General features: G+C 68.1%; 20 protein-coding genes. 15 read left to right on the top strand and 5 right to left on the bottom strand.

Features of this window, described 5'->3' with window-relative positions; all coding sequences use genetic code 11:
* Positions 1-26 precede the first annotated feature (26 nt).
* The gene (locus ABN028_RS22410) at positions 27-878 is read right to left on the bottom strand and encodes a PAC2 family protein (RefSeq protein WP_349328526.1); all 852 of its coding nucleotides are present in this window, start codon (positions 876-878) and stop codon (positions 27-29) included.
* A gap of 206 nt (positions 879-1,084) precedes the next feature.
* On the opposite strand from ABN028_RS22410, the gene metH reads away from it, so the two are divergent.
* The 8 genes from metH to ABN028_RS22370 all read left to right on the top strand — a co-directional run bounded on the left by metH (position 1,085) and on the right by ABN028_RS22370 (position 12,974).
* Complete coding sequence (gene metH, locus ABN028_RS22405) at positions 1,085-4,591, top strand: methionine synthase (RefSeq protein WP_349697979.1); 3,507 nt, start codon at positions 1,085-1,087, stop codon at positions 4,589-4,591.
* A 44-nt stretch (positions 4,592-4,635) separates the two neighbouring features.
* Positions 4,636-5,232, top strand: coding sequence for a TetR/AcrR family transcriptional regulator (locus ABN028_RS22400; RefSeq protein ID WP_349697978.1), 597 nt, complete (start codon positions 4,636-4,638; stop codon positions 5,230-5,232).
* A 207-nt stretch (positions 5,233-5,439) separates the two neighbouring features.
* Complete coding sequence (locus ABN028_RS22395) at positions 5,440-7,059, top strand: ABC transporter substrate-binding protein (RefSeq protein ID WP_349328529.1); 1,620 nt, start codon at positions 5,440-5,442, stop codon at positions 7,057-7,059.
* Between the two features lie 131 nt (positions 7,060-7,190).
* Positions 7,191-8,219, top strand: coding sequence for an ABC transporter permease (locus ABN028_RS22390; protein ID WP_349328530.1), 1,029 nt, complete (start codon positions 7,191-7,193; stop codon positions 8,217-8,219).
* Between the two features lie 4 nt (positions 8,220-8,223).
* Positions 8,224-9,267, top strand: coding sequence for an ABC transporter permease (locus ABN028_RS22385; RefSeq protein ID WP_349697977.1), 1,044 nt, complete (start codon positions 8,224-8,226; stop codon positions 9,265-9,267).
* The gene (locus tag ABN028_RS22380; RefSeq protein WP_349697976.1) at positions 9,264-10,307 is read left to right on the top strand and encodes an ABC transporter ATP-binding protein; all 1,044 of its coding nucleotides are present in this window, start codon (positions 9,264-9,266) and stop codon (positions 10,305-10,307) included. The genes ABN028_RS22385 and ABN028_RS22380 overlap by 4 nt, the downstream gene beginning before the upstream one ends.
* The gene (locus ABN028_RS22375) at positions 10,291-11,592 is read left to right on the top strand and encodes an ABC transporter ATP-binding protein (RefSeq protein ID WP_349697975.1); all 1,302 of its coding nucleotides are present in this window, start codon (positions 10,291-10,293) and stop codon (positions 11,590-11,592) included. The genes ABN028_RS22380 and ABN028_RS22375 overlap by 17 nt, the downstream gene beginning before the upstream one ends.
* Before the next feature lie 140 nt (positions 11,593-11,732).
* A complete protein-coding gene (locus tag ABN028_RS22370) occupies positions 11,733-12,974 on the top strand; it encodes an MFS transporter (RefSeq protein ID WP_349328534.1) in 1,242 nt (413 codons plus the stop codon).
* A 72-nt stretch (positions 12,975-13,046) separates the two neighbouring features.
* Here the strand turns inward: ABN028_RS22370 and ABN028_RS22365 are convergent, their stop codons facing one another.
* The 4 genes from ABN028_RS22365 to ABN028_RS22350 all read right to left on the bottom strand — a co-directional run bounded on the left by ABN028_RS22365 (position 13,047) and on the right by ABN028_RS22350 (position 17,421).
* Positions 13,047-14,282, bottom strand: a complete 1,236-nt coding sequence (locus ABN028_RS22365) for an epoxide hydrolase family protein (RefSeq protein ID WP_349697974.1) — start codon at positions 14,280-14,282, stop codon at positions 13,047-13,049.
* A 98-nt stretch (positions 14,283-14,380) separates the two neighbouring features.
* Positions 14,381-15,082, bottom strand: a complete 702-nt coding sequence (locus tag ABN028_RS22360; protein ID WP_349328536.1) for a response regulator — start codon at positions 15,080-15,082, stop codon at positions 14,381-14,383.
* Positions 15,079-16,317, bottom strand: coding sequence for a sensor histidine kinase (locus ABN028_RS22355; protein WP_349697973.1), 1,239 nt, complete (start codon positions 16,315-16,317; stop codon positions 15,079-15,081). The genes ABN028_RS22360 and ABN028_RS22355 overlap by 4 nt, the downstream gene beginning before the upstream one ends.
* 123 nt (positions 16,318-16,440) lie before the next feature.
* The gene (locus ABN028_RS22350) at positions 16,441-17,421 is read right to left on the bottom strand and encodes a RecB family exonuclease (protein ID WP_349697972.1); all 981 of its coding nucleotides are present in this window, start codon (positions 17,419-17,421) and stop codon (positions 16,441-16,443) included.
* 271 nt (positions 17,422-17,692) lie between these two features.
* Between ABN028_RS22350 and ABN028_RS22345 the strand changes: the two genes are divergently transcribed.
* The 7 genes from ABN028_RS22345 to prcA all read left to right on the top strand — a co-directional run bounded on the left by ABN028_RS22345 (position 17,693) and on the right by prcA (position 26,003).
* Positions 17,693-18,850, top strand: a complete 1,158-nt coding sequence (locus ABN028_RS22345) for a site-2 protease family protein (RefSeq protein ID WP_349328539.1) — start codon at positions 17,693-17,695, stop codon at positions 18,848-18,850.
* A 32-nt stretch (positions 18,851-18,882) separates the two neighbouring features.
* Positions 18,883-19,971 (top strand): tRNA (adenine-N1)-methyltransferase, encoded by a 1,089-nt coding sequence (locus ABN028_RS22340; RefSeq protein WP_349697971.1) that lies wholly within the window; start codon positions 18,883-18,885, stop codon positions 19,969-19,971.
* A gap of 198 nt (positions 19,972-20,169) precedes the next feature.
* Entirely contained in the window at positions 20,170-21,921 is a 1,752-nt protein-coding gene (gene arc / locus ABN028_RS22335) for a proteasome ATPase (protein WP_349328541.1), read from the top strand.
* A gap of 216 nt (positions 21,922-22,137) precedes the next feature.
* The gene (gene dop, locus ABN028_RS22330) at positions 22,138-23,649 is read left to right on the top strand and encodes a depupylase/deamidase Dop (protein WP_349328542.1); all 1,512 of its coding nucleotides are present in this window, start codon (positions 22,138-22,140) and stop codon (positions 23,647-23,649) included.
* 204 nt (positions 23,650-23,853) lie between these two features.
* Positions 23,854-24,066, top strand: a complete 213-nt coding sequence (locus ABN028_RS22325) for a ubiquitin-like protein Pup (RefSeq protein ID WP_349328543.1) — start codon at positions 23,854-23,856, stop codon at positions 24,064-24,066.
* A gap of 219 nt (positions 24,067-24,285) precedes the next feature.
* The gene (prcB, locus tag ABN028_RS22320; RefSeq protein WP_349328544.1) at positions 24,286-25,155 is read left to right on the top strand and encodes a proteasome subunit beta; all 870 of its coding nucleotides are present in this window, start codon (positions 24,286-24,288) and stop codon (positions 25,153-25,155) included.
* Positions 25,152-26,003, top strand: a complete 852-nt coding sequence (prcA, locus tag ABN028_RS22315) for a proteasome subunit alpha (protein ID WP_349697970.1) — start codon at positions 25,152-25,154, stop codon at positions 26,001-26,003. Before prcB ends, prcA begins: the two co-directional genes overlap by 4 nt.
* Positions 26,004-26,048 lie beyond the last annotated feature (45 nt).

Below are 26,048 nucleotides of genomic sequence, written 5' to 3'. Positions count from 1 at the left end.
ATCAGGCCTGCGCCGTGGACCCGGGTCTACTCCGCGCCGCGTTCGGGGCGGCGGCGTAGGTAGCGTTCGAACTCCTTGGCGATCGCCTCGCCGGTGGCCTCCGGCAGGTCGGCGGCGTCGCGGGCCTGCTCCAACGAGCGGACGTACTCCGACACCTCGGTGTCATCACGGGCGAGGTCGTCGACTCCGCGTTCCCACGCCCGGGCATCTTCGGGCAGGTCACCGAGGGGCACCGCCACGTCGAGGAGGTCCTCCACCTTGCGCAGGAGGGCAAGCGTCGCCTTGGGGCACGGTGGCTGTGCGACATAGTGCGGTACCGCCGCCCAGAACGACACCGCCGGCATGGACGCACGCAGGCAACCGTCCTGGAGGACGCCAAGGACGCCGGTCGGACCCTCGTACTTCGAGATCGTGAGCCCAAGCGCGTCGGCCAACTCGGGATCGGTGGCGCTGGCGGTGACCGGAATGGGGCGGGTGTGCGGGCTGTCCGCCAGCAGAGCGCCGAGGAGGACACACATCTCGACCCCCACCGTGTCTGCGACTGCCAGGATCTCGTCGCAGAACTGCCGCCACCGCATGTTCGGCTCGATACCGCGGACGAGAACCAGGTCACGCGGCGCGTCAGGCGGCGTGGCCACGAGTACCCGCGTGGTCGGCCAGGTGATGGTGCGTACGCCGTTGTCGAGGTGGACCGTCGGCCGGTTGACCTGGAAGTCGTAGTAGTCGTCGGCGTCGAGCGTGGCGATGGTCCGTGCCTTCCACACCCTCGCGAGATGGTCGAGGGTGGCACTCGCGGCGTCGGCGGCGTCGTTCCATCCCTCGAAGGCGGCGAGCAAGACAGGATCCTGCAGCTGGAGCGAGCCTTCGAGCTCGGTCACGTAGATCGTCCTCCTCCGCGCCGGGCGCCCTCGCCCGCTCGACCGCGTGCCACCTCCGCAAGCCTACGTGTACGCCCTGTGCCGCCGGCCGCAACCTGCCGTACCCGGAACTGGACACTCGTCTCGGACCGCAAGAGAGCGGTCCAGAAGGTGGACCCGCTGGGTACGCTGAAGATTTTCGTCCCCGCACCCCGAGGAGCTTCCTGGTGACCGGCACCGCCCGCAGTATCCGCCCTTTCCGCCAGGCGCTCGCAGAACGCGTCCTTGTGGCGGATGGCGCGATGGGCACGATGTTGCAGGCCCATGAGCCCACCCTGGACGACTTCGAAGGGCTCGAGGGCTGCAACGAGATCCTAAACGTCACCCGACCCGACATCGTCCGATCCGTCCATGACGCGTACTTCTCCGCAGGTGCTGACTGTGTGGAGACCAACACGTTCGGTGCCAACTTCGCCGCTCTGAACGAATACGACATCCCGCACCGTACGTACGAACTTTCCCAGGCCGGCGCCCGGCTGGCCCGGGAGTCAGCGGACGCACACGCGACGCCGGAGCACCCCCGGTGGGTGCTCGGCTCGCTCGGGCCCGGCACCAAGCTCCCGAGCCTGGGGCATGTGGCGTTCGCCACGCTGCGTGACGCCTACCAGCAGAACGCCGCCGGCCTGATCGACGGCGGTGCCGACGCGTTGATCGTGGAGACGTGCCAGGACCTCCTGCAGGCCAAGGCGGCGATCCTCGGGGCGAAGCGGGCCATCGCGGCGGCCTCCGCTCGTGCCGACGAAGCGGTAGACGTGCCGATCATCGTCTCGGTGACCGTCGAGACGACCGGCGCCATGCTCCTCGGGTCCGAGATCGGCGCGGCCCTGACCGCGTTGGAACCGCTGGGCATCGACGTGATCGGCCTCAACTGTGCGACCGGGCCGGCGGAGATGAGCGAGCACCTGCGCTACCTCGCCCAGCACGCCCGGACTCCCTTGTCCTGCATGCCCAACGCCGGACTACCCGAGCTCACCGCCGACGGTGCGACGTACCCGCTGACGGCGCCCGAACTCGCCGACGCCCACGAACAGTTCACGACGGACTACGGACTGGCCCTCGTGGGCGGCTGCTGCGGTACGACGCCGGAGCACATCCGCCAGCTCGTCGAGCGGGTCCGGGGGAGAGCGGTGACGTCTCGCGAACCACGGTCCGAGCCGGGCATGTCGAGCCTCTACCAGCACGTGCCGTTCAGCCAGGACACGTCCTACCTCGCGATCGGTGAACGTACGAACGCCAACGGCAGCAAGGCGTTTCGCGAGGCGATGATCGACGGCCGCTGGGACGACTGTGTCGACATCGCACGGGCACAGATCCGCGACGGTTCCCACGTGCTCGACCTCTGCGTCGACTACGTGGGACGCGACGGCGTGGCCGACATGCGCCAGGCGGGAGCGCGGCTCGCCACGGCGTCGACCCTGCCGATCATGCTCGACTCCACGGAGCCGCCGGTGATCGAGGCCGGCCTGGAAATGTTCGGCGGCCGCTGCGCGATCAACTCGGTCAACTTCGAAGACGGTGAGGGCCCGGAGAGCCGGTTCGCGCAGGTCATGCCGCTGGTGCGGGAGCACGGTGCCGCCGTCGTGGCCCTGACGATCGACGAGGAGGGACAGGCCCGCACGGCGGACACGAAGCTCGCCATCGCCGAGCGGCTGATCCAGACACTCACGCAGAAGTGGGGGATGGCCGAGAGCGACATCCTCGTCGACTGCCTGACGTTCACCCTGGCCACCGGGCAGGAGGACAGTCGCAAGGACGGCATCGAGACCATCGAGGCGATCCGTCGGCTGAAGGATGCGCACCCTGACGTGCAGACCGTGCTCGGCCTGTCCAACATCTCGTTCGGACTCAACGCCGCGGCTCGCCAGGTGCTCAACTCGGTATTCCTGCACGAGTGTGTGAAGGCCGGGCTCGACTCCGCGATCGTGCACGCGAGCAAGATCCTTCCCATCTCCCGGATCCCTGAAGAGCAACGTCAGGTCGCTCTCGACCTCGTCTACGACAAGCGCTCCGAGGGTTACGACCCACTGCAGAGGCTGCTGGAGCTCTTCTCCGGCGTGAAGGCGTCGGACGCCAAGGCGAGCCGGGCCGAGGAACTCGCCTCCCTGCCGCTCGGCGAACGGCTGCAGCGGCGCATCATCGACGGTGAGGCGAACGGCCTCGAAGACGACCTGCAAGCCGCCCTTGACAGTGGTCGCGCCGCCCTGGAGATCGTCAACGACGAGTTGCTCGCCGGCATGAAGGTCGTCGGCGAGCTGTTCGGCAAAGGCGAGATGCAGCTCCCGTTCGTCCTCCAGTCGGCCGAGGTCATGAAGGCAGCTGTCGCGTTTCTCGAACCCCACATGGAGAAGACCGACGACGAAGGCAAGGGCACGATCGTGCTCGCCACCGTCAAGGGTGATGTCCACGACATCGGCAAGAACCTTGTCGACATCATCCTCACCAACAACGGCTACACCGTGGTCAACCTCGGTATCAAGCAGCCGATCAACCACATCCTCGACGCCGCGGAGGAACACCGCGCGGACGCGATCGGGATGTCCGGCCTGCTCGTGAAGAGCACGGTGATCATGAAGGAGAACCTCCAGGAGATCAACACCCGAGGTAGGGGTGACGACTGGCCGGTGCTGCTGGGTGGTGCCGCGCTGACCCGGGCCTACGTCGAGGAGGATCTCGCCGGGATGTACGACGGTGAGGTCCGCTATGCCCGTGACGCCTTCGAAGGGCTGCGACTCATGGACGCCGTGATGGGCGTCAAGCGTGGCGTCCCCGGCGCGGCTCTCCCGGCCCTTCGGCAGCGACGCGTCAGGAGCGGGCAGTTGAAGGAGACGCCGCCAGAGGAGATGCCGGCCCGCTCCGATGTCTCGGTGAGCAACCCGGTGCCGGTTCCGCCGTTCTGGGGTGACCGGGTGGTGAAGGGCATCCCGCTCGCCGACTACGCCTCGATGATCGACGAACGTGCCCTCTTCCTCGGCCAGTGGGGCCTCAAGCCCGGCCGTGGAAAGGATGGCCTGTCCTACGACGAACTGGTGGAGACCGAAGGTCGTCCCCGGATGCGCGCCCTGCTGGACCGCGTCCAGACCGACAACCTGCTCGAGGCGGCGGTCGTCTACGGCTACTACCCCTGCGCGAGCAAGGGCGACGACCTCGTGGTCTTCGACGACGACGGGTCCGAGCGTTGCCGGTTCACCTTTCCGCGGCAGCGCAGGGACCGGCACCTGTGCCTGGCGGACTACTTCCGCCCGGAGGAGTCGGGAGAGCGGGACGTCGTCGGCTTCACCGTGGTGACCATCGGCTCGCGGATCAGCGAGGAGACGGCGAAGCTGTTCGAGGCCAACCACTACCGCGAGTACCTCGAGTTGCATGGGCTGTCCGTGCAGCTCGCCGAGGCCCTGGCGGAGTACTGGCACGCGCGGATCCGGAGCGAGCTCGGCTACGCCGAGGAGGACAAGCGCGACGACGTGCAGGAGATGATCCACAAGCTCGGCTATCGGGGGGCGCGCTTCTCCCTTGGCTACGGCGCGTGTCCGGATCTGGAGGACCGGGCGAAGATCGTCGACCTGCTCGGGCCGGAGCGGATCGGCGTCAGCTTGTCGGAGGAGTTCCAACTCGATCCCGAGCAGTCGACCGACGCGATCGTCGTCCACCACCCTGAGGCCAACTACTTCAACACCTGAGCCCTGATGCAACAACCTGACACTTTGTGCCACGATTGTCAGCTGTGTCCGCGCCCCACGGCTCTGTCGCCACCGTCCGACGGGAGCAGATCCTCGACTCCGCTCTCCGCTGCTTCGCCCGTTACGGCTACCGGCGTACCTCCATGGACACGATCGCCCGGACGGCACGGATGTCCCGTCCTGCGTTGTACCAGTACTTCACCGGCAAGGAGGAGGTCTTCCGGGCGATGGGCGTACGCCTGCTCGATTCCGCCCTCACCGGTGCCGAGCGCGCCCGCAGGTCGGCCGCCCCGGTGGGCGAGCGGTTGTCAGCCATCCTCATGGTGCGGCTCGACCTGGTCGGCCAGCTCGGCGGGGACAACGAGGCCCACCGTGAGCTGCTGGCGGAGACCGCGAGCGTGGCCGGCGACCTCATGGCGTCGTTCCACCTGCGGTTAGTCGCGATCGTGGAGGACCTGCTCGCCACGGCGACCGAGGAGCTCGACTTCGACGCGGTCGGGATCACCGCACATGACGTGGCGGTCATCCTCCTCGACGCCGTGACCGGCATCGAGCGGGAGTCCGCCGCGGCGGACGTCAGGCAGTCCAGAGTGCGGCAGCTGGTGGAGCTGGTCGTCCGAGCCCTCAGCACCAACCGATAGCGGTCAGCGACTACACGACTGCGCTGCGGAGCCATTGCGCAGGATGGCGGCCCTCGGCAGCGGTCCGCCGCGATTCGTTGCCCAATTGCGACTCTGCCCGCACGCTCCGGACATTCCGGTCCCGGCCACGTACAGCTATCGTGCGGGGCGGACCGCAACCCGGCCCTGTGATCATGAAACTTCTGGCGTTCACGACTGAGGTGGAATATGCGACCAAGCACCAGCCGTAGGGTCAAGGCGCTGGCGGCGGGCAGCACCCTGCTACTCGCCCTTGCCGCGTGTGGTGGTGGCGACGACGGGGGCACCGATTCAGGCAGCGAGTCGGCCGAAGACAAAGCCCCCTTGGTGTTTGGGACAACCGATGCCTTCGGCACGGTCGACCCGGCGGGTTCGTACGACAACCCCGGTTGGGAAATCCTCTACAACACCGCTCAAACCCTCCTGTCCATTCCTCCGGGCGGGACGACACCAGAGCCGGACGCGGCGCAGAAGTGCGACTTCAGTGATCCGAAGACCTACACCTGCACGCTGAAGAAGGACCTCACCTTCTCCGATGGCAGCAAGCTGACCGCCGAGGACGTGAAGTTCACCTTCGACCGGATGCTGAAGATCGCCGATCCCAACGGCCCGTCGAGCATCTTCGCCGACCAGCTCGACTCGACCGAGGTCAAGGACCCGCAGACCGTGGTGTTCCACCTCAAGTTCGCCGACTCCACCTGGCCGTTCCGGCTGACCACAGGCGCCGCGTCGATCGTGCCGGACGAGAAGTACCCCGGCGACAAGCTGCAGGAGATGGGCAACGACACCATCATCGGCTCGGGGGTCTACAAGGTCACGAAGTTCGACCCCTCGCAGCAGATCGTCCTCGAACCCAACGAGAACTACTCCGGCGACAAGAAACTTGCCAACGGCAAGGTCCTCGTCCAGATCTACAAGGACGAAGCGAGCCTCAAGAGCGCGGTCGAGAGTAATGAGGTGCAGGTGGCCTACCGGTCACTCGCCCCGACCCTGCTGAAGGACCTGGAGACCAACGGCGCCGACAAGGGCGTCAGTGTCGTGAAGGGCGACGGGACCGGAATCCAGTACCTCACCTTCAACACCAAGAAGGGCCCGTTCGCCAAGAAGGAAGTACGCCAGGCGGCAGCGGCGCTGCTCGACCGGCAGACCATCGCCACGCAGGTCTACAACGACACGGTGACCCCGCTCTACACGATGGTCCCCGAAGGGCTGCCCGGACACGACGAGGCTTTCAAGACCTCGTTCGGCGAGGAGCCCGATGCCGCCAAGGCCAAGAGCCTGCTCGAGGACGCCGGTGCGACGACTCCGGTCAAGGCGACGCTGTGGTACAGCCCGGACCACTACGGCGAGGCATCGGCGGACATGTTCTCCGAGATCGAGCGACAGCTCGAAGCCGGCGGACTGTTCGAGATCTCGCTGAAGTCGGCGGCCTGGGAGCAGTACAAGACCGACTACGCCGCCGGCGCCTACGACGGCTGGCAGCTGGGCTGGTACCCGGACTTCCCTGACACCGACAACTACCTCTCGCCGTTCTACGCCACGGAGAACTTCATCGGCGACGGCTACGGCTACTCCAACCCGAAGGTGGACGACCTGCTGACACAGGAGAAGTCCACCGCCGACCAGACCGAACGCGAGGCGCTGTTCAAGGAACTGCAGACCATCGCCGCCGAGGACGCACCGGTGATCCCGCTCTGGCAGGACAGCATGATCGCCGCTGTCCGTGACGGTGTCACCGGTGTCGAGGACACGTTCGACCCGCTCTACACCTTCCGGTTCTGGCTGGTCGACACGAGCAAGGCCGAGTAGTCGGCTCACCCTGGGCTCCGTCACCACGTGTCTCGGCACTTCGGTGATGGAGCCCTCGGTGTGCCCGGTGCTGGGCAACTGAGGCCACTGCAGACGAGATCGCTCCTGCTGACGAGAAAGGTGGCATGACGATGGCGGCCCGATCGGGCTCCCTGCGGAACTACCTCGTCGTACGCCTGCTCCTGGTGGTCCCCAACGTGCTGGTGCTGTTGACGATGGTGTTCCTGCTGTTGCGGGTGGCGCCAGGCGACCCGATCTCGGCGGCGTTGGGTGGTCGCCTCCCTCCTGAGGAGCTTGCCCGCCGTCGTGAAGCCGCCGGATACGACCGGCCGCTCATCGTCCAGTACGCCGACTACATCAGCCAGGTCCTGCGAGGCGACTTCGGCACGACGGTGAGCGACAATCGGGCCGTCAGCACCATCCTGCTGATCAACGGCGCGGCCACGTTGAGCCTCACCGTCGCGGCCGTACTCTTCGCGCTCGTGGTCGGCATCCCGCTCGGCCTGCTGGCCGCCCGCTATCGGAACTCCTGGCTGGACGTGGTGATCCGCCTCTTCGGGATCCTCACCTATGCCGCACCGGTGTTCTTCGTCGGGATCGTCGCCATCATCGTGTTCACGGGGCAGCTGGGGTTGTTGCCGTCCGGGCGCCAGGCCGGTCCGCTGGCACAGGCGACGATCGAACCGGTGACGAACATCTTCCTCCTCGACGCGGCCCTGGCCGGTGACTCGGAGGCGTTCGTCGACGGGCTCCTCCACATCGTCTTACCGGCCGTGACGCTCGGACTTCTGCTGATGGGTGTCTTCGTACGCCTGATCCGGGTCAATGTCGCGCAGACGCTGCGCGACGACTACGTGGAGGCGGCGCGGGCACGTGGCATCGCGGAGCGGCGGGTCGTCCTCCACCATGCGTTCCGCAATGCGATGGTGCCCTTCATCACCGTCCTCGGGCTGCAGGTCGCGCTGCTGCTCGGTGGGGCGATCCTCACCGAAACGACGTTCAGCTGGCCTGGGATCGGCTCGGAGCTGGTCCGCTACATCAACGCCCGCGACTACGTCGCCGTCCAGGGCATCATGACCGTCTTCGCCTTGCTGGTGGTGGGGATCAGCGTCGTCATCGATGTCGTCAACGCGTTCATCGACCCGAGGGTGAGGTACTGAGCCGATGGCCATCACCCCTACCGTGCAGGCAGGCGAGCCACTACGTGGCTCCGGTGGACGGCGGAACCTGCTGTCCCGGACCGCGTTCGTCATCGCGACCCCCTACCGCCAGTCGGCGGGAATCGCCCGCGGCATGTTGGTCGCCGGGACCTTCGTCACCGGCCTGATGGTGGTGCTGGCGGCGTTCGCGCCGCTGATCGCACCGTTCCGGTTCGATCAGGTGGCGGGCACCGACGGGGAACGGTTCCCCAAGCAGGAGGCGCCGTCGGGTGAGCACTGGTTCGGCACGAGCGTCCAGACGTTCGACGTGTTCTCCCGCGTCGTGTGGGGCGCCCGGACGGAGCTGAAGGTCGTCGTCCTCTCGCTGGTGTTGACGATCGCCATCGGGGTGGTGCTCGGACTGGTGTCCGGTTTCGTCGGCGGCTGGCTCGACCGGATCCTCGTCCTGGTGATGGACGCGCTGTTCTGTTTCCCGTACCTCCTGCTGGCGATCGTCGTGGCGTTCCTGCTCGCGGACAAGCTCGGCGGGGGAGTGACCACCGCGGCCGTCGCCATCACTGCCGTCTACATCCCGCAGTACTTCCGGGTCGTACGCAACAGCACGGTGAGTGCCAAACAGGCGACCTACGTGGAAGCAGCCAGGGCACTGGGCGCACCGCCGCACGTCATCATGTCCCGCTACCTGTTCACCAACGTCGTGCAGAGCGTTCCCGTCATCGCGACTCTCAATGCCGCGGACGCGGTGGGAACCCTTGCCGCGTTGGGATTCCTGGGTTACGGCATCCAACCGACCGAGGCCGCCGAGTGGGGCTACGACCTCAACCGCGCCATCGACGACGCGACGTCAGGAATCTGGTGGACGGCGGTCTTCCCAGGTATGGCGATCGTTCTTCTCGTCATGGCACTCACACTGGTCGGCGAAGGGCTGAACGAGACACTGAACCCGACGCTTCGCGTCCGGCGCCTGCTTCCCGTGGTCCTGCCCCCGCGGCTTGGGGCAGGAGAGAAGCCGTCCAACGCGGACGCGAGGAAGGGAGGCGCGGCGTGACGGCGACAGGTGGTGGCGCCGAACCCGTGCTCGATGTCCGCGACATGCGGGTGTGGTACGGCACAGACCGTGGCCCGGTGCGGGCCGTCGACGGAGTGTCCTTCGACCTGCGGCCGGGGGAGACGCTCGGGCTCGTCGGCGAGTCCGGCTGCGGCAAGTCGACGATCGGCCGGGCGCTGCTCGGCCTGCTCCCCGAGAGTGCCGCCTGCGACGGCGAGATCCGGTTCCGCGGGCAGGACCTGCTGACGACCGGACGTCGCGAGCTGGAAAGCCTGCGCGGGCCCGAGCTCGGCATGATCTTCCAGGAGCCGCTGACCCGACTGAACCCCCTGATGCGGATATCGGAGCATTTCGAGGAGACCCTGCGAACCCACGCCCCGCGGATCAGCCGCGACGAGATCCGGAAGCGGTCGATCGACACGCTGCGCCGGATGGGCATCCCGCCGACGCGCTACCGCTCCTACCCGCACGAGTTCTCCGGCGGGATGCGGCAACGGATCATGATCGCCCTGGCACTGGTCCTGCGCCCGGCCTTCGTGGTCGCCGACGAGCCGACCACCGCACTCGACGTCCTCGTCGAGGCACAGATCATCGGAATCCTCGCCGACCTGCGCCGCAACTTCGACACCGCGCTGCTGCTCATCACCCACAACCTCGGCATCGTCGCCGAGGCGTGCGACCGCGTTGCCGTGATGTACGCCGGCAAGTTGGCCGAGGAGGGCGACGCCCGGGAGGTGTTCACCACGCCACGGCATCCCTACACCCGGGAGCTCCTGCGTTCGACGATCTCCCTGCGTACAACCGGACTGCACTACATTCCCGGTGCGCCGCCGGACTGCGTGGATCCACCGACGGGCTGCCGGTTCCATCCGCGCTGCCCCGACGCCATGCGGGTGTGCCGGGACCAGGACCCCGAGGAGGTGCGTACGCCGGTGGGCTCGAGAGTCGCGTGCTGGCTGCACGGACCGGCCGAGAAGGTGCCGGACGGCGGGACCCAACCCCTGGTGCGGGAGGAGATCAGCGTTGCCGACGAAGCCTGACGCACCTCGCCTGCCTGCTCCCCCGGCCGGCGGCGGGACGATGCTCGACGTCCGCGACCTCGAGGTCCACTACGACCTGCGGGGCAGCTCGCTCGGCCGGCTCGTCGGCGCGGGCTCCGGTGTGGTCAGGGCCGTCGACGGTGTGACGTTCCAACTCCACAAGGGCGAGGTGCTCGGCCTGGTGGGAGAGTCCGGCAGCGGCAAGACGACGCTCGGCCGAGCGCTACTCGGGCTGGTTCGTCCCACCGGGGGAGAGATCCACTACCGCGACCGTGAGCTCGGCAGGTTGTCCGAACGTCAGCTCCGCCCGATGCGGCGGCAGCTGCAGATGGTGTTCCAGGACCCGGGTGCGGCGTTGAACCCCTCGATGGACATCGAGACCGCGGTGGGGCACCCGCTGCAGATCCACCGGCTCGCGGCATCCCGGAGCGAACGTCGGGCGAAGGTGGTCGAGGCTCTCGAACGCGTCGGGCTCGCACCCGTCGAGAGGTTCCTCGACAAGTACCCGAGCGACCTGTCTGGTGGTCAGAAACAGCGAGCCGTCCTGGCCCGTGCCATCATCCTCGGTCCCGAGTTGCTCGTCGCCGACGAGCCGGTCTCGATGCTCGACATGAGTGTGCGCGCGAAGATTCTCGAGCTGATGCTCGACCTCAAGCGAGACCTCGACCTCACCTACGTCTACATCACCCACGACCTGGCGACAGCGAAGTTCTTCTGTGACCGGGTGGCGATCATGTACCTCGGCCGGATCGTCGAGATCGGCGCGGTCGAGGAGATCTTCGCCGATCCGAAACATCCCTACACCAAGGCGCTACTCCGCGCGGTCCCCGAACCTGACCCGAGCCAGTCCATCCCCCGCGACCTTCCCCGGGGCGAGATCCCCGACGCCGCGGCGCCGCCGCTCGGTTGTGCGTTCCATCCGCGGTGCCCGGTGGCGTTCGAGAAGTGTGGCTGGGAGACCCGCGACCTGCGGGCACTGCTCGAACAGCACTGGCTGGGCCTCGACGAGGAGACCTACACCGCCGAGCGCGCGGCGATCGGCAACCTCGACAGCCTGGAGATCGCCGCGCATCGGGCGCGTCTCACCCCCGGGCGGGGTCGTGGACAGGCCGACCTGACGGCCCTGGTGGAACGCGTTCGGGCGAACGATCCGGAGGAGCCGCTGTGGCGGGGCGTCGCGCGGGTCGAGGCGGATGAGGGCACGCTGGCCGTGGACTTCCACCCCGGCGAGGACCCGCACCTGCGTCCAGCGGGGGACGTCGAGGTGGCGTGCCACCTGTACTGATCCCGGAGGAACATCCTGCGCGGCGTCGGTCAGGCCGGGGCGGTCCGGTGGTGATCTACTCTGCTGACGGCCGTCCTCACTCGTGAACCCGCCAACGACGTTCTGAGCGGTGTGGGTGGGCCTGGTTAGCATTCGAGACCATGGCCCAGACCCAGAGCTCAGCTCCGTCCGTCATCACGGTCGGTTCCCGCCGACGTGCGACCGGGGCGCTGATCGTCGGAGTCGCGCTGATGAACATCGCGCTGGTCCCGGCGAGTGCCGTCGCCACACTGATTGCGTCGGACATCGCTGGTCGCGCCTGGAGCGGAGTGCCCACCGCCGCCGGCGTGCTGGGGACCGCGCTCGGTGCGTTGGGCTCGGCGACCCTGATGCGCAACCGCGGCCGGCGTGCCGGGGTCCTCCTGGGCTATGTCCTCGCCGCGTTCGGTGGCGCGCTCGCCACGGTCGCTGTCCTTCGTGGTGGCGTGCTGCTGCTCGCCGTCGGCATCGTTCTCCTCGGTGTCGGCAACAGCAGCGCCCAACTCTCCCGGTACGCCGCGGCGGACTTCTACCCACCCGATCGAAAGGGCTTCGTCCTGAGCCTGGTTGTCTGGGGCGGAACGATCGGTGCCGTCCTGGGGCCGAGCATGATCGCTCCGGCCGCGGGACTCTCCGAGCGGGCCGGGCTCCCGCCGTACACGGGGACCTATCTGCTGGCCATGCTGGCGACGGGCGTCGCCGCGGCGGTCAACCTCATGCTTCCGCGGTCGCGACCGCAGCGACCGCAGGGCGCAACGCGACTCTTCGAGCGCGGCATCGGCCGGGCGCTCCGGCTGCCGACCGTCAGGATCGCGCTGAGCGGGATGGTGGCCGCGCAGCTCGCCATGGTGGCGGTGATGACCATGACCCCGCTGCAACTCCACGAACACGGACACGGCCTGGGCGTGGTCGGCTGGGTCCTGTCGGCCCATCTGGTCGGGATGTTCGCCCTCTCGCCACTGTCCGGCCGGCTCGCCGACCGCCTCGGCGGCCGGATGACGATCTCCAGTGGTGCGGGAGTGCTCATCGCATCGGCCGCCCTGGCGACAGCTGCGCCGACGTCACACACGGTCGGACTCCCACTCGCGTTGTTCCTGCTGGGGTACGGCTGGAACCTCTGTTTCGTCGGCGGGAGTGCGCTGCTGAGTCGCGACCTCCCCGACGACGTGCGGACCCAACTGCAGGGACTCGTCGACGCCATCGTGTGGGGGTCAGGGGCCTTCGCGAGCCTGTCCGCTGGCGCGATCTTCGCCGGCGGCGGCTACTCCGTCCTCGCGGTGCTCGCAGGGCTGCTCGCCACCACGCCGCTGGTGGTTCTCGCCGTGCTCCGCCGCGGCCACCCGGTGCCGGCCCGGGAGTCCTAGCTCAGACACCAGCCGCAAAGTAGGTCGGGGGGAAGCCGAGGCGAAGGCGAACCAGACAGCCCGCAGGGTCGTTCAGGGCCTGCGGCCGTGGAAGGTGCGGCGCAGGTCGCTCACCCATGCCTCGGGGTTCTCCCAGGGGATGAAGTGGCCGCCGTGCTCGTGGGCGTTGACGTTGACGTGGTTGAACCAATCGGCTTGCAGGCCGGTCTTGAATGCCCGGACGCGCTCGGTGGCGGTGTGGATGCCGGGCGGGTTCTCGTACGTGACGAAGGTGAGGCCGACCGGGGCCTGCACGACCGGGGTGCGGTCGTGGGCGGGGGTCCAGGGATAGCGGTTGGCATTGGCGTAGTAACGCATCGACGTGGCGATGGAGTTGTTCACCCAGTAGATCGTGGCGTGGGTGAGCAGGTCGTCCTTGGTGAAGACGGACTCGACGTCGCCGCCGTTGTCGCTCCAGGCGTTCCAGCGCTCCAGCAGCCAGGCGAGCAGTCCGGCGGGTGAGTCGCTGAGCCCGTGGGCCAGGGTCGCGCCGTCGAGCATGTGCACGGCGAGGTGGGACGCGAAGCGGTGGTCCAGCTCGATGATGCGGGCGCGGACGTCGGCGGGCTGGTCGTCGGTGAGGGGCCGGTTCCGGGCGAAGTCCCAGGCGCGGGCGCCGGTGAAGAAGTCGAGCGGCAGCCCGGAGCCGATGTGGATGCCGTACAGCTCGTCGGCGTACTTGTGGCCGAGTTGGCTGGAGACGATCCCGCCGATGTCGCAGCCCCCGGCGGCGTACTTCTCATATCCCAGGGTCACGGTCATCAGGGTGTGCCAGAGGTCGGAGACCTTCCAGAAGTTGACGTCCGGAAAGCCGGTGAGCGGCCCCGGGAAACCGAAGCCGGGCAGGGACGGCACGATGACATCGAACGCATCGGCGGGGTCACCGCCGAACGCGGCCGGATCGGCGAGCGGGTCGATCACCTTCGACCAGTGCCAGAACGTCCACGGCCAGCCGTGGGTGAGAATCAACGGGATCGGGCGAGGGCCGCGGCCGGGCTTGCGCATGAAGTGCACTGGGACTCCGGCGACGCTCGCCTGGTAGTGCTCGTAGGCGTTGATGGCGGCCTCGGCCTTGCGCCAGTCGTAGGCGCCCCGCCAGTAGGCGACCAGCTCACGGAGATAGCTGTCCGGCACGCCGTAGGACCAGTCCTCATTCGCCTCGTCCAGCGGTGGCCGGGTCAATGTGAGACGGGCGCGCAGGTCATCGAGGACCTTGTCGGGCACATGGATCGGGGTGGGCTCCAGGGGGAAGGCGTGCGGGGTGGTCATGGCGTGGTTCCTTACTGGGTCGGGGAAGCGGTGTCTGAGCGGCGGCTTCGAGCGCGTGGAATCGGCCGGTCGTCGTCGACCTGAGCAGTCCAGCGGGCCTACCGGGCGCCAGGACGGATGAGGCCACTTTCGTACGCGAAGACCACGGCCTGCACCCGGTCGCGCAGGCCGAGCTTGCCCAGCACGTTCCCGACATGGGTCTTGATCGTGGTCTCGGAGACGTACAGCTCGTGGGCGATCTCGGCGTTCGACATTCCCCGCGACATGAGGCGGAGCACCCCCTGCTCGCGGTCGGTCAGTCGCTCCAGCAGGGCTTCGGACTGCTTGTCGCCCGGGGCGATGTTCTCCGCGAACTTGTCGAGCAACCGACGTGTCACCGTAGGTGCGACCACGGCGTCGCCACGCGCCACGATCCGGATCGCCGCCACCAGTTCCTCCGGCGGGACGTCCTTGAGCAGGAAGCCCGAGGCGCCGGCACGCAGCCCCTCGACGATGTACTCGTCGAGGTCGAACGTCGTGAGTATCAGCACCTTGACCCGGCTCGCCCGGTCAGCCCCGGTGATCGTCCGGGTCGCTTCCACACCGTCCATCCGCGGCATCCGAATGTCCATCAACACGACGTCAGGCTGGAGAACGCGGGCCTCGTCGACCCCCTTCTCCCCGTCACCCGCCTCGCCGACAACCGCGATGTCGGGCTCGGACTCGAGAATCATCCGGAACCCGGTGCGTAGCAGCGGCTGGTCGTCGACCAGCAACACCCGTGTCGGGCTGTCAGTGCGGGGTTCTTCCGGCAGGCTCACTGGCTGGCCTCCTCCAGGGGAAGTCGGGCCTGCACTTCGAAGCCACCGACCGAACGCGGCCCGGTCCGCAGGGTTCCTCCGTTGAGGGTGACGCGTTCGCGCATACCCACCAGGCCGTGTCCCGGCCGGTCCGACGGTATCGCCCGCCCCTGCCCGCCCCGACGCCTGCCACCGTCGTCGGTCACCCCGACCACGACCGCATCGGGTTCATAGCGGAGGAGGACCGCGGCACGCGTGGGCCCGGCATGGGTGAGCGTGTTGGTCAGGGACTCCTGCACCACCCGGAAGATCGCGAGGTCGACACCGGACGGCAGCTGCCGTGGCTCGCCGACGACAGTGAGATCGACCTCGAGCCCGGCCTCCTTGGCGCGAGTCACGAGCGGTTCCAACTCCGCGACCCCCGACTGCGGAGTGAGGTCGGGCTGGCCGCCCGCCGCGGCCTCATCGGCATCGACGCTGCGCAAGGCGCCCACGATGCGCCGCATCTCGACGAGGGCGGCGCGGCCGGTCTCCTCCACGGCCAGCATCGCCTCGGCACTGCGTTCGGGCGATCTGTCGATCATCCGACGGGCGGCTGCGGCCTGGACAGTCATCACGCTGACGTGATGCGCGACGACGTCGTGGAGCTCACGCGCCATCCGGGTCCGCTCCTCGGCGAGCGCCGCACGGAGCTCTGCGGTGGCCGTACGTTCCAGCCGGTCCGCACGGTCCTCGAGGTCATTGAGATAGAGGCGGCGAGCTCGCACGGTCCGGCCGATGATCCAGAGCCCGGTGGTGATCACGAACTGGGATCCGAAGTACCAGACGTTCGGCTCGACCCCGGCGGCTGCCAACTGCTCGCGGTTGACCGCGAGATAGACCACCGACGCAGTCCCGCTGGCGAGGGTGATCGCCAGCCCGGGGACGGTCGCGGCGCTCGTACCCAGGGTGTAGATCGCGATCGGCATCGCTACCGAGCCGCCGAACGAGTTGTAGTCGAAGAATCCCAAGGCCATGTACGACGTGATCGAGACGATCGCCACCAGGACCGGACTCTGCCGGCGAAAGGCCAACGGAGCCGCGCACAGGACATTGAGGACGAAGCTTTCGAGATCCGGCTCGCGGAAGGTCATGCCGGCGTAGCCGCGGCTGCTCATGCCGGCGAGGTTCGCCACGAGAAGCACGACCGCGATGGTCGCGTCGAAGTGGCGAGGGTGAGTCCGGATCCACTCCAGGACCCCGGTGCGGTACTGCACGGTCTTGAGGGTATGTGCCCGGTCGGCCCGTCCTCTCCTCCCATCTACCGAGATCGGTACAGCTGCCCTCCACCCGAGGGTGGACGCACCGTGTCCATTAGCCGCGGATCGACCGCCACGCCCTTAGAGATCGACCAGCGAGGTATGGGGTGAGGGGGCCTCGGACCCGTTGGCGTCGGTTGCGGTGTCATCGGTGGACGGGAGCGGGGGAAGCGTGCCTCCCCAGGCGGGACAGCGGACCTTGTGGTCGCACCAGTTGCAGAGTGGGCCGGGGCTCGGCTTCCACTCGCCGGTCGTGCGAGCGCGCTCGATCGCCGCCCACAACGCCCCCAGCTTCCGCTCGGTCGCCCGCAGGTCGTGCTCATCCGGCGCATACCGGAGAACGTCGCCGCTGCCCAGGTAGACCAACTGGAGCAGTCTGGGCACGACCCCGCGCAGCCGCCACAAAACCAGCGCATAGAACCGCATCTGGAACATCGCGCGTTGCTCGTAACCCGGTCCCGGTGCCTTGCCTGTCTTGTAGTCGACCACGCGCAACGCGCCATCGGGCGCCTCGTCGAGCCGGTCGACGTATCCGCGCAGCATGAGTCCGGACTCGAGCCGGCACTCGACGTACATCTCGCGCTCGACGGGTTCGAGGCGGGTGGGGTCCTCCAGCATGAAGTAGCGGTCGAGCAGCCCACGGGCCTCGGTGAAGAACTCGTCGAGGCGGCCGGGCAACATCTCGCCGTCGGGACCCCCGAAGAGTTCAGCGAGGTCGGGTTCGGCCTCGACAAGGGCGGACCACTGCGGTTCGACCAGGGTGCTGGCCTGCTCGATCGTGCGGTTTTCCGCCGGGAGGTCGAACAACCGCTCCAGCACGGAATGGACGACGGTGCCGCGGGCGGCCTCCGGGCTCGGGCGCTCCGGGATCCGGTCGATCACCCGGAACCGGTAGCGCAGCGGGCAGGTGAGGAAGTCGCTCGCCCGCGAAGGGGACAAAACGCCGAGCGGGGGCGGCGAGGGGTCCGGATCGCTAGCGGTGCGCGGACCAGCGCCGGTATCGACACTCGGCGAGGTATCCGCGACGGTGCTCAGTCCGGGGCTCGACTCTCCTGCGATCATGGTCCTTCAGCGTAGGGCAGCCCATCGACATCGCCCGGGATGCGCCCCGCCGGCTCGCCGTCCGGAGCGATAGCGTGGCGCGTACGAGCAGCGCGAAACGTACCACCGGGAACATCCCGCCACGACCTGCTCGTTCGCGAAACGAACGCCTTGACCTTCCGATGAGAGCAGGCATGAGTCAGCCGATGGCGCAGGATGAAGGGAAGAGGGCCGCGGGTCATCCCGACAACCCGGCGTGGACGCGCCGACCAGGTGGAGTGGACGGGGGCCGATGGTGAGTCAGCAGCTGGGCTCGCGCGACAAGGACCGCGAGCCGCGGCGGCGCCCGGGTGCGCTGCAGATCGCGCGGGTCGTCGGCGTACCCATCTATGTCAATGTTTCCTGGGTCTTCGTCGCGCTCCTCATCGCGTTCCTCTTCCGACCATGGATCGACCAGCAGGTGCCGGGCCTCGGCCAGTGGTCGTTCGTCGCCGCGTTCGGGTTCGCCGTCCTGCTCTACGCGTCGGTGCTGGTCCACGAGATCGCCCACGTCCTCGTCGCGAAGAGGTTCGGCCTCCCCGTCCGGGCGATCACCCTGCAGTTCCTCGGTGGCCTGTCCGAGATCGAGCGGGAGCCTGAGTCGCCGTGGCGCGAGTTCGCGGTCGCCGTGGTGGGACCGTTGACCTCCCTGGCTCTCGGCGGTGCGTTCGGGCTCGCCGTGACCCAGGTGGCCGAGCCTCCGTTGCTGGAGCTCGCGCTGTTCCAGCTGGCCTGGGCCAACCTGCTCGTGGGGCTGTTCAACCTGCTGCCGGGCCTCCCGCTCGACGGCGGCCGGATGCTGCGGGCCGGCGTGTGGGCCGTGACGAAGCGCCCGCACCTGGGCACCAAGGTCGCCGGCTGGGCTGGGCGGGCTGTCGCCGTGCTCGTCCTCGCCCTGCCCTGGATCTACCTCGCGGGCGCCGGCGGACGGCCGGACCCGGTGACCATCGTGTGGAGCGTCATCCTGGCGATGTTCCTGTGGGCCGGATCCACCCAGGCACTGATGTCGGCGCGGATCCGCGGCAAGCTACCCGCACTGCATGCCCGGGATCTGGCCCGCCGCGGCGTCCCGGTTCCGTCCGAGCTGCCGCTGTCGGAGGCGATCCGGCGGGCGCAGGACTCGCACGCGGGTTCACTCGTCGTGGTCGACAGCGAAGGCAGGCCGACCGGACTGGTCAGTGAAGCCGCCGTTCTCGCCACTCCCGAGCACCGGCGGCCGTGGATCTCGATCGGTGACGTCGCCCGTCGGCTCGAGCCCGCGCTGGTGCTCAGTGTGGAACTCCGCGGCGAGGAGCTGGTCCGCGCCATGGGTGGCATGCCCGCGACCGAGTACCTCCTCGTCGAGCCCGACGGGGGCATCTACGGCGTCCTGTCCACCGCCGACGTCGACGCCGCGCTGGCCCGCGCCTGAGACCGGCACAGCTCTGACTACGCTTGCCCGCCATGCCGTCGAACGACCCTGCCGATCCAGAGACCTCGTCCCGTCCGGAGACCTCGTCCCGTCCGGAGACCTCGTCCCGTCCGGAGGCCCCTGAGACGGCCGCCGTGCCTGACCCGGATGCATCCACCGGCCGCCTCCTCGAGGCCGGCGACCAGGTGCGCCTGGAGGACCAGAAGGGTCGCCGCCACCTCGTGACGCTGGAGCCCGGCAAGGTCTTCCACACCCACCGCGGAGGGCTTGCCCTGGACGAGCTGATCGGCCAGCCCGAGGGGGTCGTCGTGAAGTCGACCGGCGGCGTGCCCTACCTCGCGCTGCGTCCCCTGCTTGCCGACTACGTACTCTCCATGCCCCGCGGCGCGACGGTCGTCTATCCCAAGGACGCCGCGCAGATCCTGATACAGGCCGACATCTTCCCAGGCGCCCGCGTCATCGAGGCCGGAGCGGGTTCGGGTGCCCTCACCTGCGCACTGCTGCGGGCGGTGGGTCCGGACGGGCGAGTTTCGTCGTACGAACGCCGGGAGGATTTCGCCGCGATCGCCCGCCGCAACGTCGAACGGTTCCTGGGCGGGCCGCAAGCCACCTGGGACCTCACCGTCGGCGACGTCGTCGACGCGCCGACCACCCCACCCGCCGACCGGATCGTCCTGGACCTGGTAGCCCCGTGGGAGTGCCTCACCTGGGCGGCCGACACGCTCCGGCCCGGCGGCGTGCTGTGTTGCTACGTCGCGACGACGACGCAGCTCGCCCGTGTGGTGGAGACTGCGCGTGCCCATGGCGGCTTCACCGAGCCGTCCGCCAGCGAGACCCTGCTGCGTACCTGGCATGTCGAGGGGCTCTCCGTCCGACCTGACCACCGGATGATCGGGCACACCGGGTTCCTGGTGACCACGCGACGTCTCGCGCCCGGCGTGACCGTTCCGCGCCGGAGGCGGCGTCCCGCGCCAGGGGCGTACGGTGAGGACTACGCCGGACCCCGGCCCCCCGGTGAGGATCGACCCGGTGAGGATCGACCCGGTGAGGATCGACCCGGTGAGGACGCGGGAGGTCCCGACACCAGCACTGAGGTGGATCCCGGGAGCAAACGGCCATAGGGCATGTGACAGAGGTGTTTCGCCACCCGCTGAACGGCCACAATTCGCCATCGGATCATGACCTAGACCCCGACGGGCATGACCTGTCGGCACCCCGGATATAGGGTCAATGAAGTCGGCGCGGTGGTTCGGCGTTGAGCCACCGGCGAGACTTGGACCATGGACGCCCATGGCCACCGGACTGGGGAGGTGAGGGACGTGCCTGCACACGATGACCGACGTGCGGCGCGCTCGCCGGACGAGCTCGCCAGCCAGATTACCTACCTCGAGGAGGAGGTTGCCGCCCTTCGGCGTCGCCTCGCGGAGCAGCCGAGGGAGAGCCGCCAGCTGGAGCAGCGGCTCGCCGAGGCCCAAGCCATGCTCGCCAACGTCACGGCCCAGAACGAACGTCTGGCCGCGACGCTTCGCGAGGCCCGGGAACAGATCGTCACGCTGAAGGAAGAAGTCGACCGGCTCGCCCAGCCGCCCGCGAGCTTCGGGATCTTCATCAGCCCCAACGACGACGACAGTGTCGACGTCTACACCGGTGGCCGGAAGCTCCGCGTCACGGTGAGCCCCAGCATCGACCTCGACAAGCTGCGCCCCGGCCAGGAGGTCATGCTCAACGAGTCGTTCAACGTCGTCCGCGCGCTCAGCTACGAGCAGGTCGGCGAGGTCGTCATGCTCAAGGAGCTGCTCGAGGACGGCGAACGCGCCCTCGTCATCGGTCACACCGACGACGAACGCATCGCCCGGCTCGCCGAGCCGCTGCGCGACACCCCGATCCGGGCCGGCGACTCGCTGTTGTTCGAGCCGCGTTCCGGATACGTCTACGAGCGCATCCCCAAGACCGAGGTCGAGGAGCTGATCCTCGAGGAGGTCCCCGACATCCAGTACGAAGACATCGGCGGACTCCGCGGCCAGATCGAGCAGATCCGCGATGCCGTCGAGCTTCCGTACCTCCACGCCGACCTGTTCAAGGAGCACGAGCTCAAGGCACCCAAGGGCGTGCTGCTCTACGGCCCGCCGGGGTGCGGCAAGACCCTCATCGCGAAGGCGGTGGCCAACTCGCTCGCCAAGCAGGTGGCCGTCCGTGACGCCAAGACCGAGGGCAAGAGCTACTTCCTCAACATCAAGGGCCCTGAGCTGCTCAACAAGTATGTCGGTGAGACCGAGCGGCACATCCGCCTCGTGTTCCAACGGGCGCGGGAGAAGGCCAGCGAAGGCACGCCGGTGATCGTGTTCTTCGACGAGATGGACTCGCTGTTCCGCACCCGCGGTTCCGGTGTGAGCTCCGACGTGGAGAACACCATCGTCCCGCAGCTGCTGAGCGAGATCGACGGCGTCGAGGGGCTGGAGAACGTCATCGTCATCGGCGCCTCCAACCGCGAGGACATGATCGACCCGGCGATCCTGCGGCCGGGCCGGCTCGACGTCAAGATCAAGATCGAACGCCCGGACGCAGAGGCCGCGCGCGACATCTTCGCCAAGTACCTCACGCCAGGGCTGCCGTTGCACCCCGACGACGTGGGGGAGTTCGGTGGCAACCCGGCGGCCTGCACCCAGGGCATGATCCAGCGTGCCGTCGAAAGGATGTATGCAGAACTCGAGGACAACCGGTTCCTCGAGGTCACCTATGCCAACGGCGACAAGGAGGTCCTGTACTTCAAGGACTTCAACTCCGGCGCCATGATCGAGAACATCGTCAACCGGGCCAAGAAGATGGCGATCAAGGACTTCCTCGAGCTGCAGCAGAAGGGGATCCGGATCCAGCACCTCCTGCAGGCCTGCGTCGACGAGTTCAAGGAGAACGAGGACCTGCCCAACACCACCAACCCAGACGACTGGGCGCGGATCTCGGGCAAGAAGGGCGAGCGGATCGTCTTCATCCGTACCCTCATCCAGGGCAAGGAAGGATCCGAGGCCGGTCGTTCGATCGACACGGTCGCCAACACGGGTCAGTATCTGTAGACCAGTCTCTGGCGAACATTTCGTTGGGCCTGTGCGGACGCTTCACGGCGTTCTCACGGGCCCGACGTGTGTCTGCGGTTCGGTCCGTCACCGATCCCCTCGGATTCGGCGAAGTGCCAGCAGTGGTGTCCCGGGCCTGGTAACGACTGGACGCGATCTTCAGGCGGCGTACGGATGCGCCGGTGGTCGCGCACTGTGGCCGGGTAGCCTCGACACATGAGCGTGCACCGGGTCATGGGCATCGAGACCGAATACGGCATCTCGGTCGCTGGCCAGCCCACCGTCAACCCGATGCTCTCGTCGTCACAGGTGGTCAACGCCTACGCCGGCAAGGTCATCCGGTCGCGGCGGGCGCGTTGGGACTTCGAGGAGGAGAACCCGCTCCGCGACGCGCGCGGCTTCGACCTGGCGCGCGAACTGGCCGACGAGGGCTCGCTCACCGACGAGGAGGTCGGCCTCGCCAACGCGATCCTCACCAACGGCGCCCGTCTTTATGTCGACCACGCGCACCCGGAGTATTCCTCGCCTGAGGTGACCAACCCCCGCGATCTCGTTCTGTGGGACAAGGCGGGGGAGCGGGTCATGCTCGAGGCCTCCCGCCGGGCGACCGAGCCACCGCTGTCGACCACGATCCTGTTGTACAAGAACAACACCGACAACAAGGGCGCGTCCTACGGCTGCCACGAAAACTATCTGATGTCGCGATCCACGGCGTTCGCAGACATCGTGCGCAACCTGACACCGTTCTTCGTCACCCGGCAGGTCGTGTGTGGCGCCGGCCGGGTCGGCCTCGGCCAGGACGGCAGCAGGCACGGCTTCCAGCTGAGCCAGCGCGCCGACTTCTTCGAGGTCGAGGTCGGTCTCGAGACGACCCTCAAGCGGCCGATCATCAACACCCGCGACGAGCCCCATGCCGACGCCGACAAGTACCGCCGGCTCCACGTCATCATCGGCGACGCCAATCTCTCCGAGATCGCCACGTACCTCAAGGCCGGCACGACCGCTCTGGTGCTGTCGATGATCGAGGACGACTTCCTCACCGTCGACCTCACCCTCGAGCACCCGGTCACCTCGCTGCACGAGGTCTCCCACGACCCGAGCCTCAAGCACCTGCTGACCATGAAGAGCGGACGCAAGCTCACCGCGATCCAACTGCAGATGGAGTACCTCGAGAACGCCCGCAAGTACGTCGAGGACCGCACCGGTGCCGACACCGACCCGCAGACCCGCGACGTGCTCGACCGGTGGGAGTCGGTACTCACCCGGCTGGAGACCGACCCGATGACGCTTGACCGGGAGCTCGACTGGGTGGCCAAGCTGTCGGTCCTGCAGCAGTACCGCGAGCGCGACGGCCTGGACTGGAGCCACCCCAAGCTCCAACTGGTCGACCTGCAGTACGCCGACCTCCGCCCCGAGCGCGGCCTCTACCCCCGGTTCGTCGAGCGCGGACGGATGGAACGACTCCTGACCGAGGCCGACATCGTGGCAGCGGTGCAGGACCCTCCGGAGGACACCCGCGCCTATTTCCGCGGACGTTGCCTCGCGCAGTACGCCGAGCACGTAGCGGCCGCATCGTGGGACTCGGTGATCTTCGACCTGCCCGACCACGAGTCACTGCAGCGGGTACCCACCCTGGAGCCGTTGCGTGGCACGAAGGCCCATGTGGGTGACCTGCTCGACCGTTGTCGTACGGCCGAGGATCTGGTCAAGGCGATCACCGGCGGCTAGGCACCGGCGGTTCGACGCCACTCGGCTGGCAGGCTGTTTGCGGTTCCATCGGCGCATCTGCCCGTACGCCTGGCAAGATCCGGGCAAGGGGTATCGATCTGTGTCCACCGGGTACCTGCCTGACGTCGGTATGCGCTTGTAGGGTCCTAGTAGGCAGACGACCGCGGCCCGGTGTGGGAGCGGCTCGGGGAGGGTGTGGTCACCATGGCACCAGACAGTGGCGGACAGCAGCACAGGACGACCCGAAAGTCCTCCGACGAAGAGGACGTCACCGAAGTCCAGCCAGACGAGGCGACCCAGGAGCGCAAGGACCAGATCGACGAGGATGTCGACTCGATCCTCGACGAGATCGACGAGGTGCTCGAGGAGAACGCCGAGGACTTCGTCAGGTCTTTTGTCCAGAAAGGCGGACAATAGGGGGTATTGTCCGGATTTCCTCCGGGCGTCCACCTCAGGTCGCCTCGACCCGTCATCCAGTCGCGGTGAGGCGAAGCCAGCACCGCCGCGACTGGACACCATCCACAGCACCCGGCACGGATCGGGCCTCCTCGGGGGCACCGATCGCCGTGCCCTCGGTAAGTTTCATGCTGACCCGGCGATCTTGCGCCGGGCCGAGTTCTATCTGGAAGGAGATGTGTGGGCACCGATCGAGCAGACGCCGGGCGTCTGGCTGCTGCCTTCCTGACCCCAGGGAGTTCGTCGTTCGTCGACTTCCTCAGTTCGTACGCACCTGAGCTCATGCCTGGCCGCGGTGGCACGCCGGAGGTCCATGCCGGAGACGACATCCCGCACGGCACCACCATCGTGGCCTCGTCCTACGCCGGCGGCGTCGTGATGGCCGGCGACCGGCGGGCGACCGCGGGCAACCTGATCGCGGTTCGCGAGGCGGAGAAGGTCTTCCAGGCCGATGAGTACTCCGTCGTCGGCTACGCCGGCAGCGCGGGCATCGGTGCGGAGTTGATCCGACTCTTCCAGGTCGAGCTCGAGCACTACGAAAAGCTCGAGTTGACCGTCCTGTCGATGGAGGGAAAGGCCAACAAGCTCGGCATGCTGTTGCGTTCCAACCTCGGTATGGCGATGCAGGGGCTGGCAGTCGTCCCGTTGTTCGCTGGCTTCGATCTGGAGACGAACAGCGGCCGGATCTTTTCCTACGACGTCACCGGCGGGCGCTACAAGGAGCGGGACTTCCACTCGATCGGCTCCGGTTCGCTGTTCGCGCGTGGGGCGCTGAAGAAGCTCTACCGAGAAGACGCTGATCGCGACTCGGCTGTCCGGGCGTGCCTCGAGGCGCTCTACGACGCGGCCGACGACGACTCGGCGACCGGCGGGCCCGACGTCATGCGCAAGATCTACCCCCTGGTCGCCGCCGTCAGTGACGAGGGCTTCGACTGGATCAGTGACGAGGACGTCGCCGGCCACGTCGACCGGATGCTCGAGGGCCGGTCGCGCCGGCCGGACGGGCCGGTCGCCGGCCGCCAGGCGCAGGAAAGCGGTGACGCATCATGACGATGCCGTTCTACGTCTCGCCCGAACAGCAGATGAAGGACCGGGCGGACTTCGCCCGGAAGAACATCGCCCGCGGTCGTGGTGTCGCTGTCCTGCAGTACGACAACGGGATCGTCCTCGTCGCCGAGAACCGCTCCCGGGCCCTGCACAAGATCAGCGAGATCTACGACCGGATCGCGTTCGCCGCGGTGGGGCGTTACAACGAGTTCGAGAACCTCCGCGTCGCCGGTCTGCGCAGTGCCGACGTCCGCGGCTACACCTACGACCGGCGCGACGTCACCGCGCGGGGGCTCGCGAACTTCTACGCGCAGGTCCTCGGCGGGATCTTCTCCAGCGTCGGCGAGAAGCCCTACGAAGTGGAGCTGTTCGTCGCCGAGGTCGGTGAGTCTGCCGAGGGTGACCAGATCTACCGCCTCACCTACGACGGGTCCGTCGACGACGAGCACGGCTATGCCGTCATGGGCGGTTCCGCCGAGCAGATCGGCGCCTATCTCGAGCAGCACTACCAGCCCGGGGCGTCGCTCGGGGCTGCCCTGGCGGTCGGGGTCGACGCCCTCGGTCACGACGGCGACGGCCCGCGCACACTCGACGCCAACCAGCTCGAGGTGGCCGTCCTCGATCGCGCCCGTCCCCAGAAGCGGAAGTTCCGGCGGCTGGTCGGACCCGCGCTCGAGCGCCTTCTCGCGGCCCGTCCAACGACCGGGTCCACAGGTAACGGCGCGTCAGACACCGCGTCCGGGCAGGGAACCGAGACCGGCGGCGCCAGCTCTGATCAAGGTGGCGGAACAGTGCCTCCCTCCGACGAGCCACCCACCGGTGGAGGCGGTGGTGGCAACGCCGGCCCGTAGCCGCATCGTGACCGGGCGGACTTCGCGCAGCAGCCGCCCCACGCG

Source organism: Actinopolymorpha sp. B17G11, from assembly GCF_040196095.1.
GTDB lineage: Bacteria > Actinomycetota > Actinomycetes > Propionibacteriales > Actinopolymorphaceae > Thermasporomyces.
The sequence above is the reverse complement of the archived record's forward strand: the minus strand, read 5'-3'. Positions and strand labels throughout refer to the sequence as shown.

Excerpts from the sequence above, each read along its gene's own strand:
- ABN028_RS22390 (WP_349328530.1), top strand. The coding sequence starts at position 7,191 with ATGGCGGCCCGATCGGGCTCCCTGCGGAACTACCTCGTCGTACGCCTG.
- ABN028_RS22365 (WP_349697974.1), bottom strand. The coding sequence starts at position 14,282 with ATGACCACCCCGCACGCCTTCCCCCTGGAGCCCACCCCGATCCATGTG.
- ABN028_RS22395 (WP_349328529.1), top strand. The coding sequence starts at position 5,440 with ATGCGACCAAGCACCAGCCGTAGGGTCAAGGCGCTGGCGGCGGGCAGC.
- prcA (WP_349697970.1), top strand. The coding sequence starts at position 25,152 with ATGACGATGCCGTTCTACGTCTCGCCCGAACAGCAGATGAAGGACCGG.
- ABN028_RS22385 (WP_349697977.1), top strand. The coding sequence starts at position 8,224 with ATGGCCATCACCCCTACCGTGCAGGCAGGCGAGCCACTACGTGGCTCC.
- ABN028_RS22325 (WP_349328543.1), top strand. The coding sequence starts at position 23,854 with ATGGCACCAGACAGTGGCGGACAGCAGCACAGGACGACCCGAAAGTCC.
- ABN028_RS22370 (WP_349328534.1), top strand. The coding sequence starts at position 11,733 with ATGGCCCAGACCCAGAGCTCAGCTCCGTCCGTCATCACGGTCGGTTCC.
- dop (WP_349328542.1), top strand. The coding sequence starts at position 22,138 with ATGAGCGTGCACCGGGTCATGGGCATCGAGACCGAATACGGCATCTCG.
- ABN028_RS22350 (WP_349697972.1), bottom strand. The coding sequence starts at position 17,421 with ATGATCGCAGGAGAGTCGAGCCCCGGACTGAGCACCGTCGCGGATACC.
- ABN028_RS22345 (WP_349328539.1), top strand. The coding sequence starts at position 17,693 with ATGGTGAGTCAGCAGCTGGGCTCGCGCGACAAGGACCGCGAGCCGCGG.
- ABN028_RS22340 (WP_349697971.1), top strand. The coding sequence starts at position 18,883 with ATGCCGTCGAACGACCCTGCCGATCCAGAGACCTCGTCCCGTCCGGAG.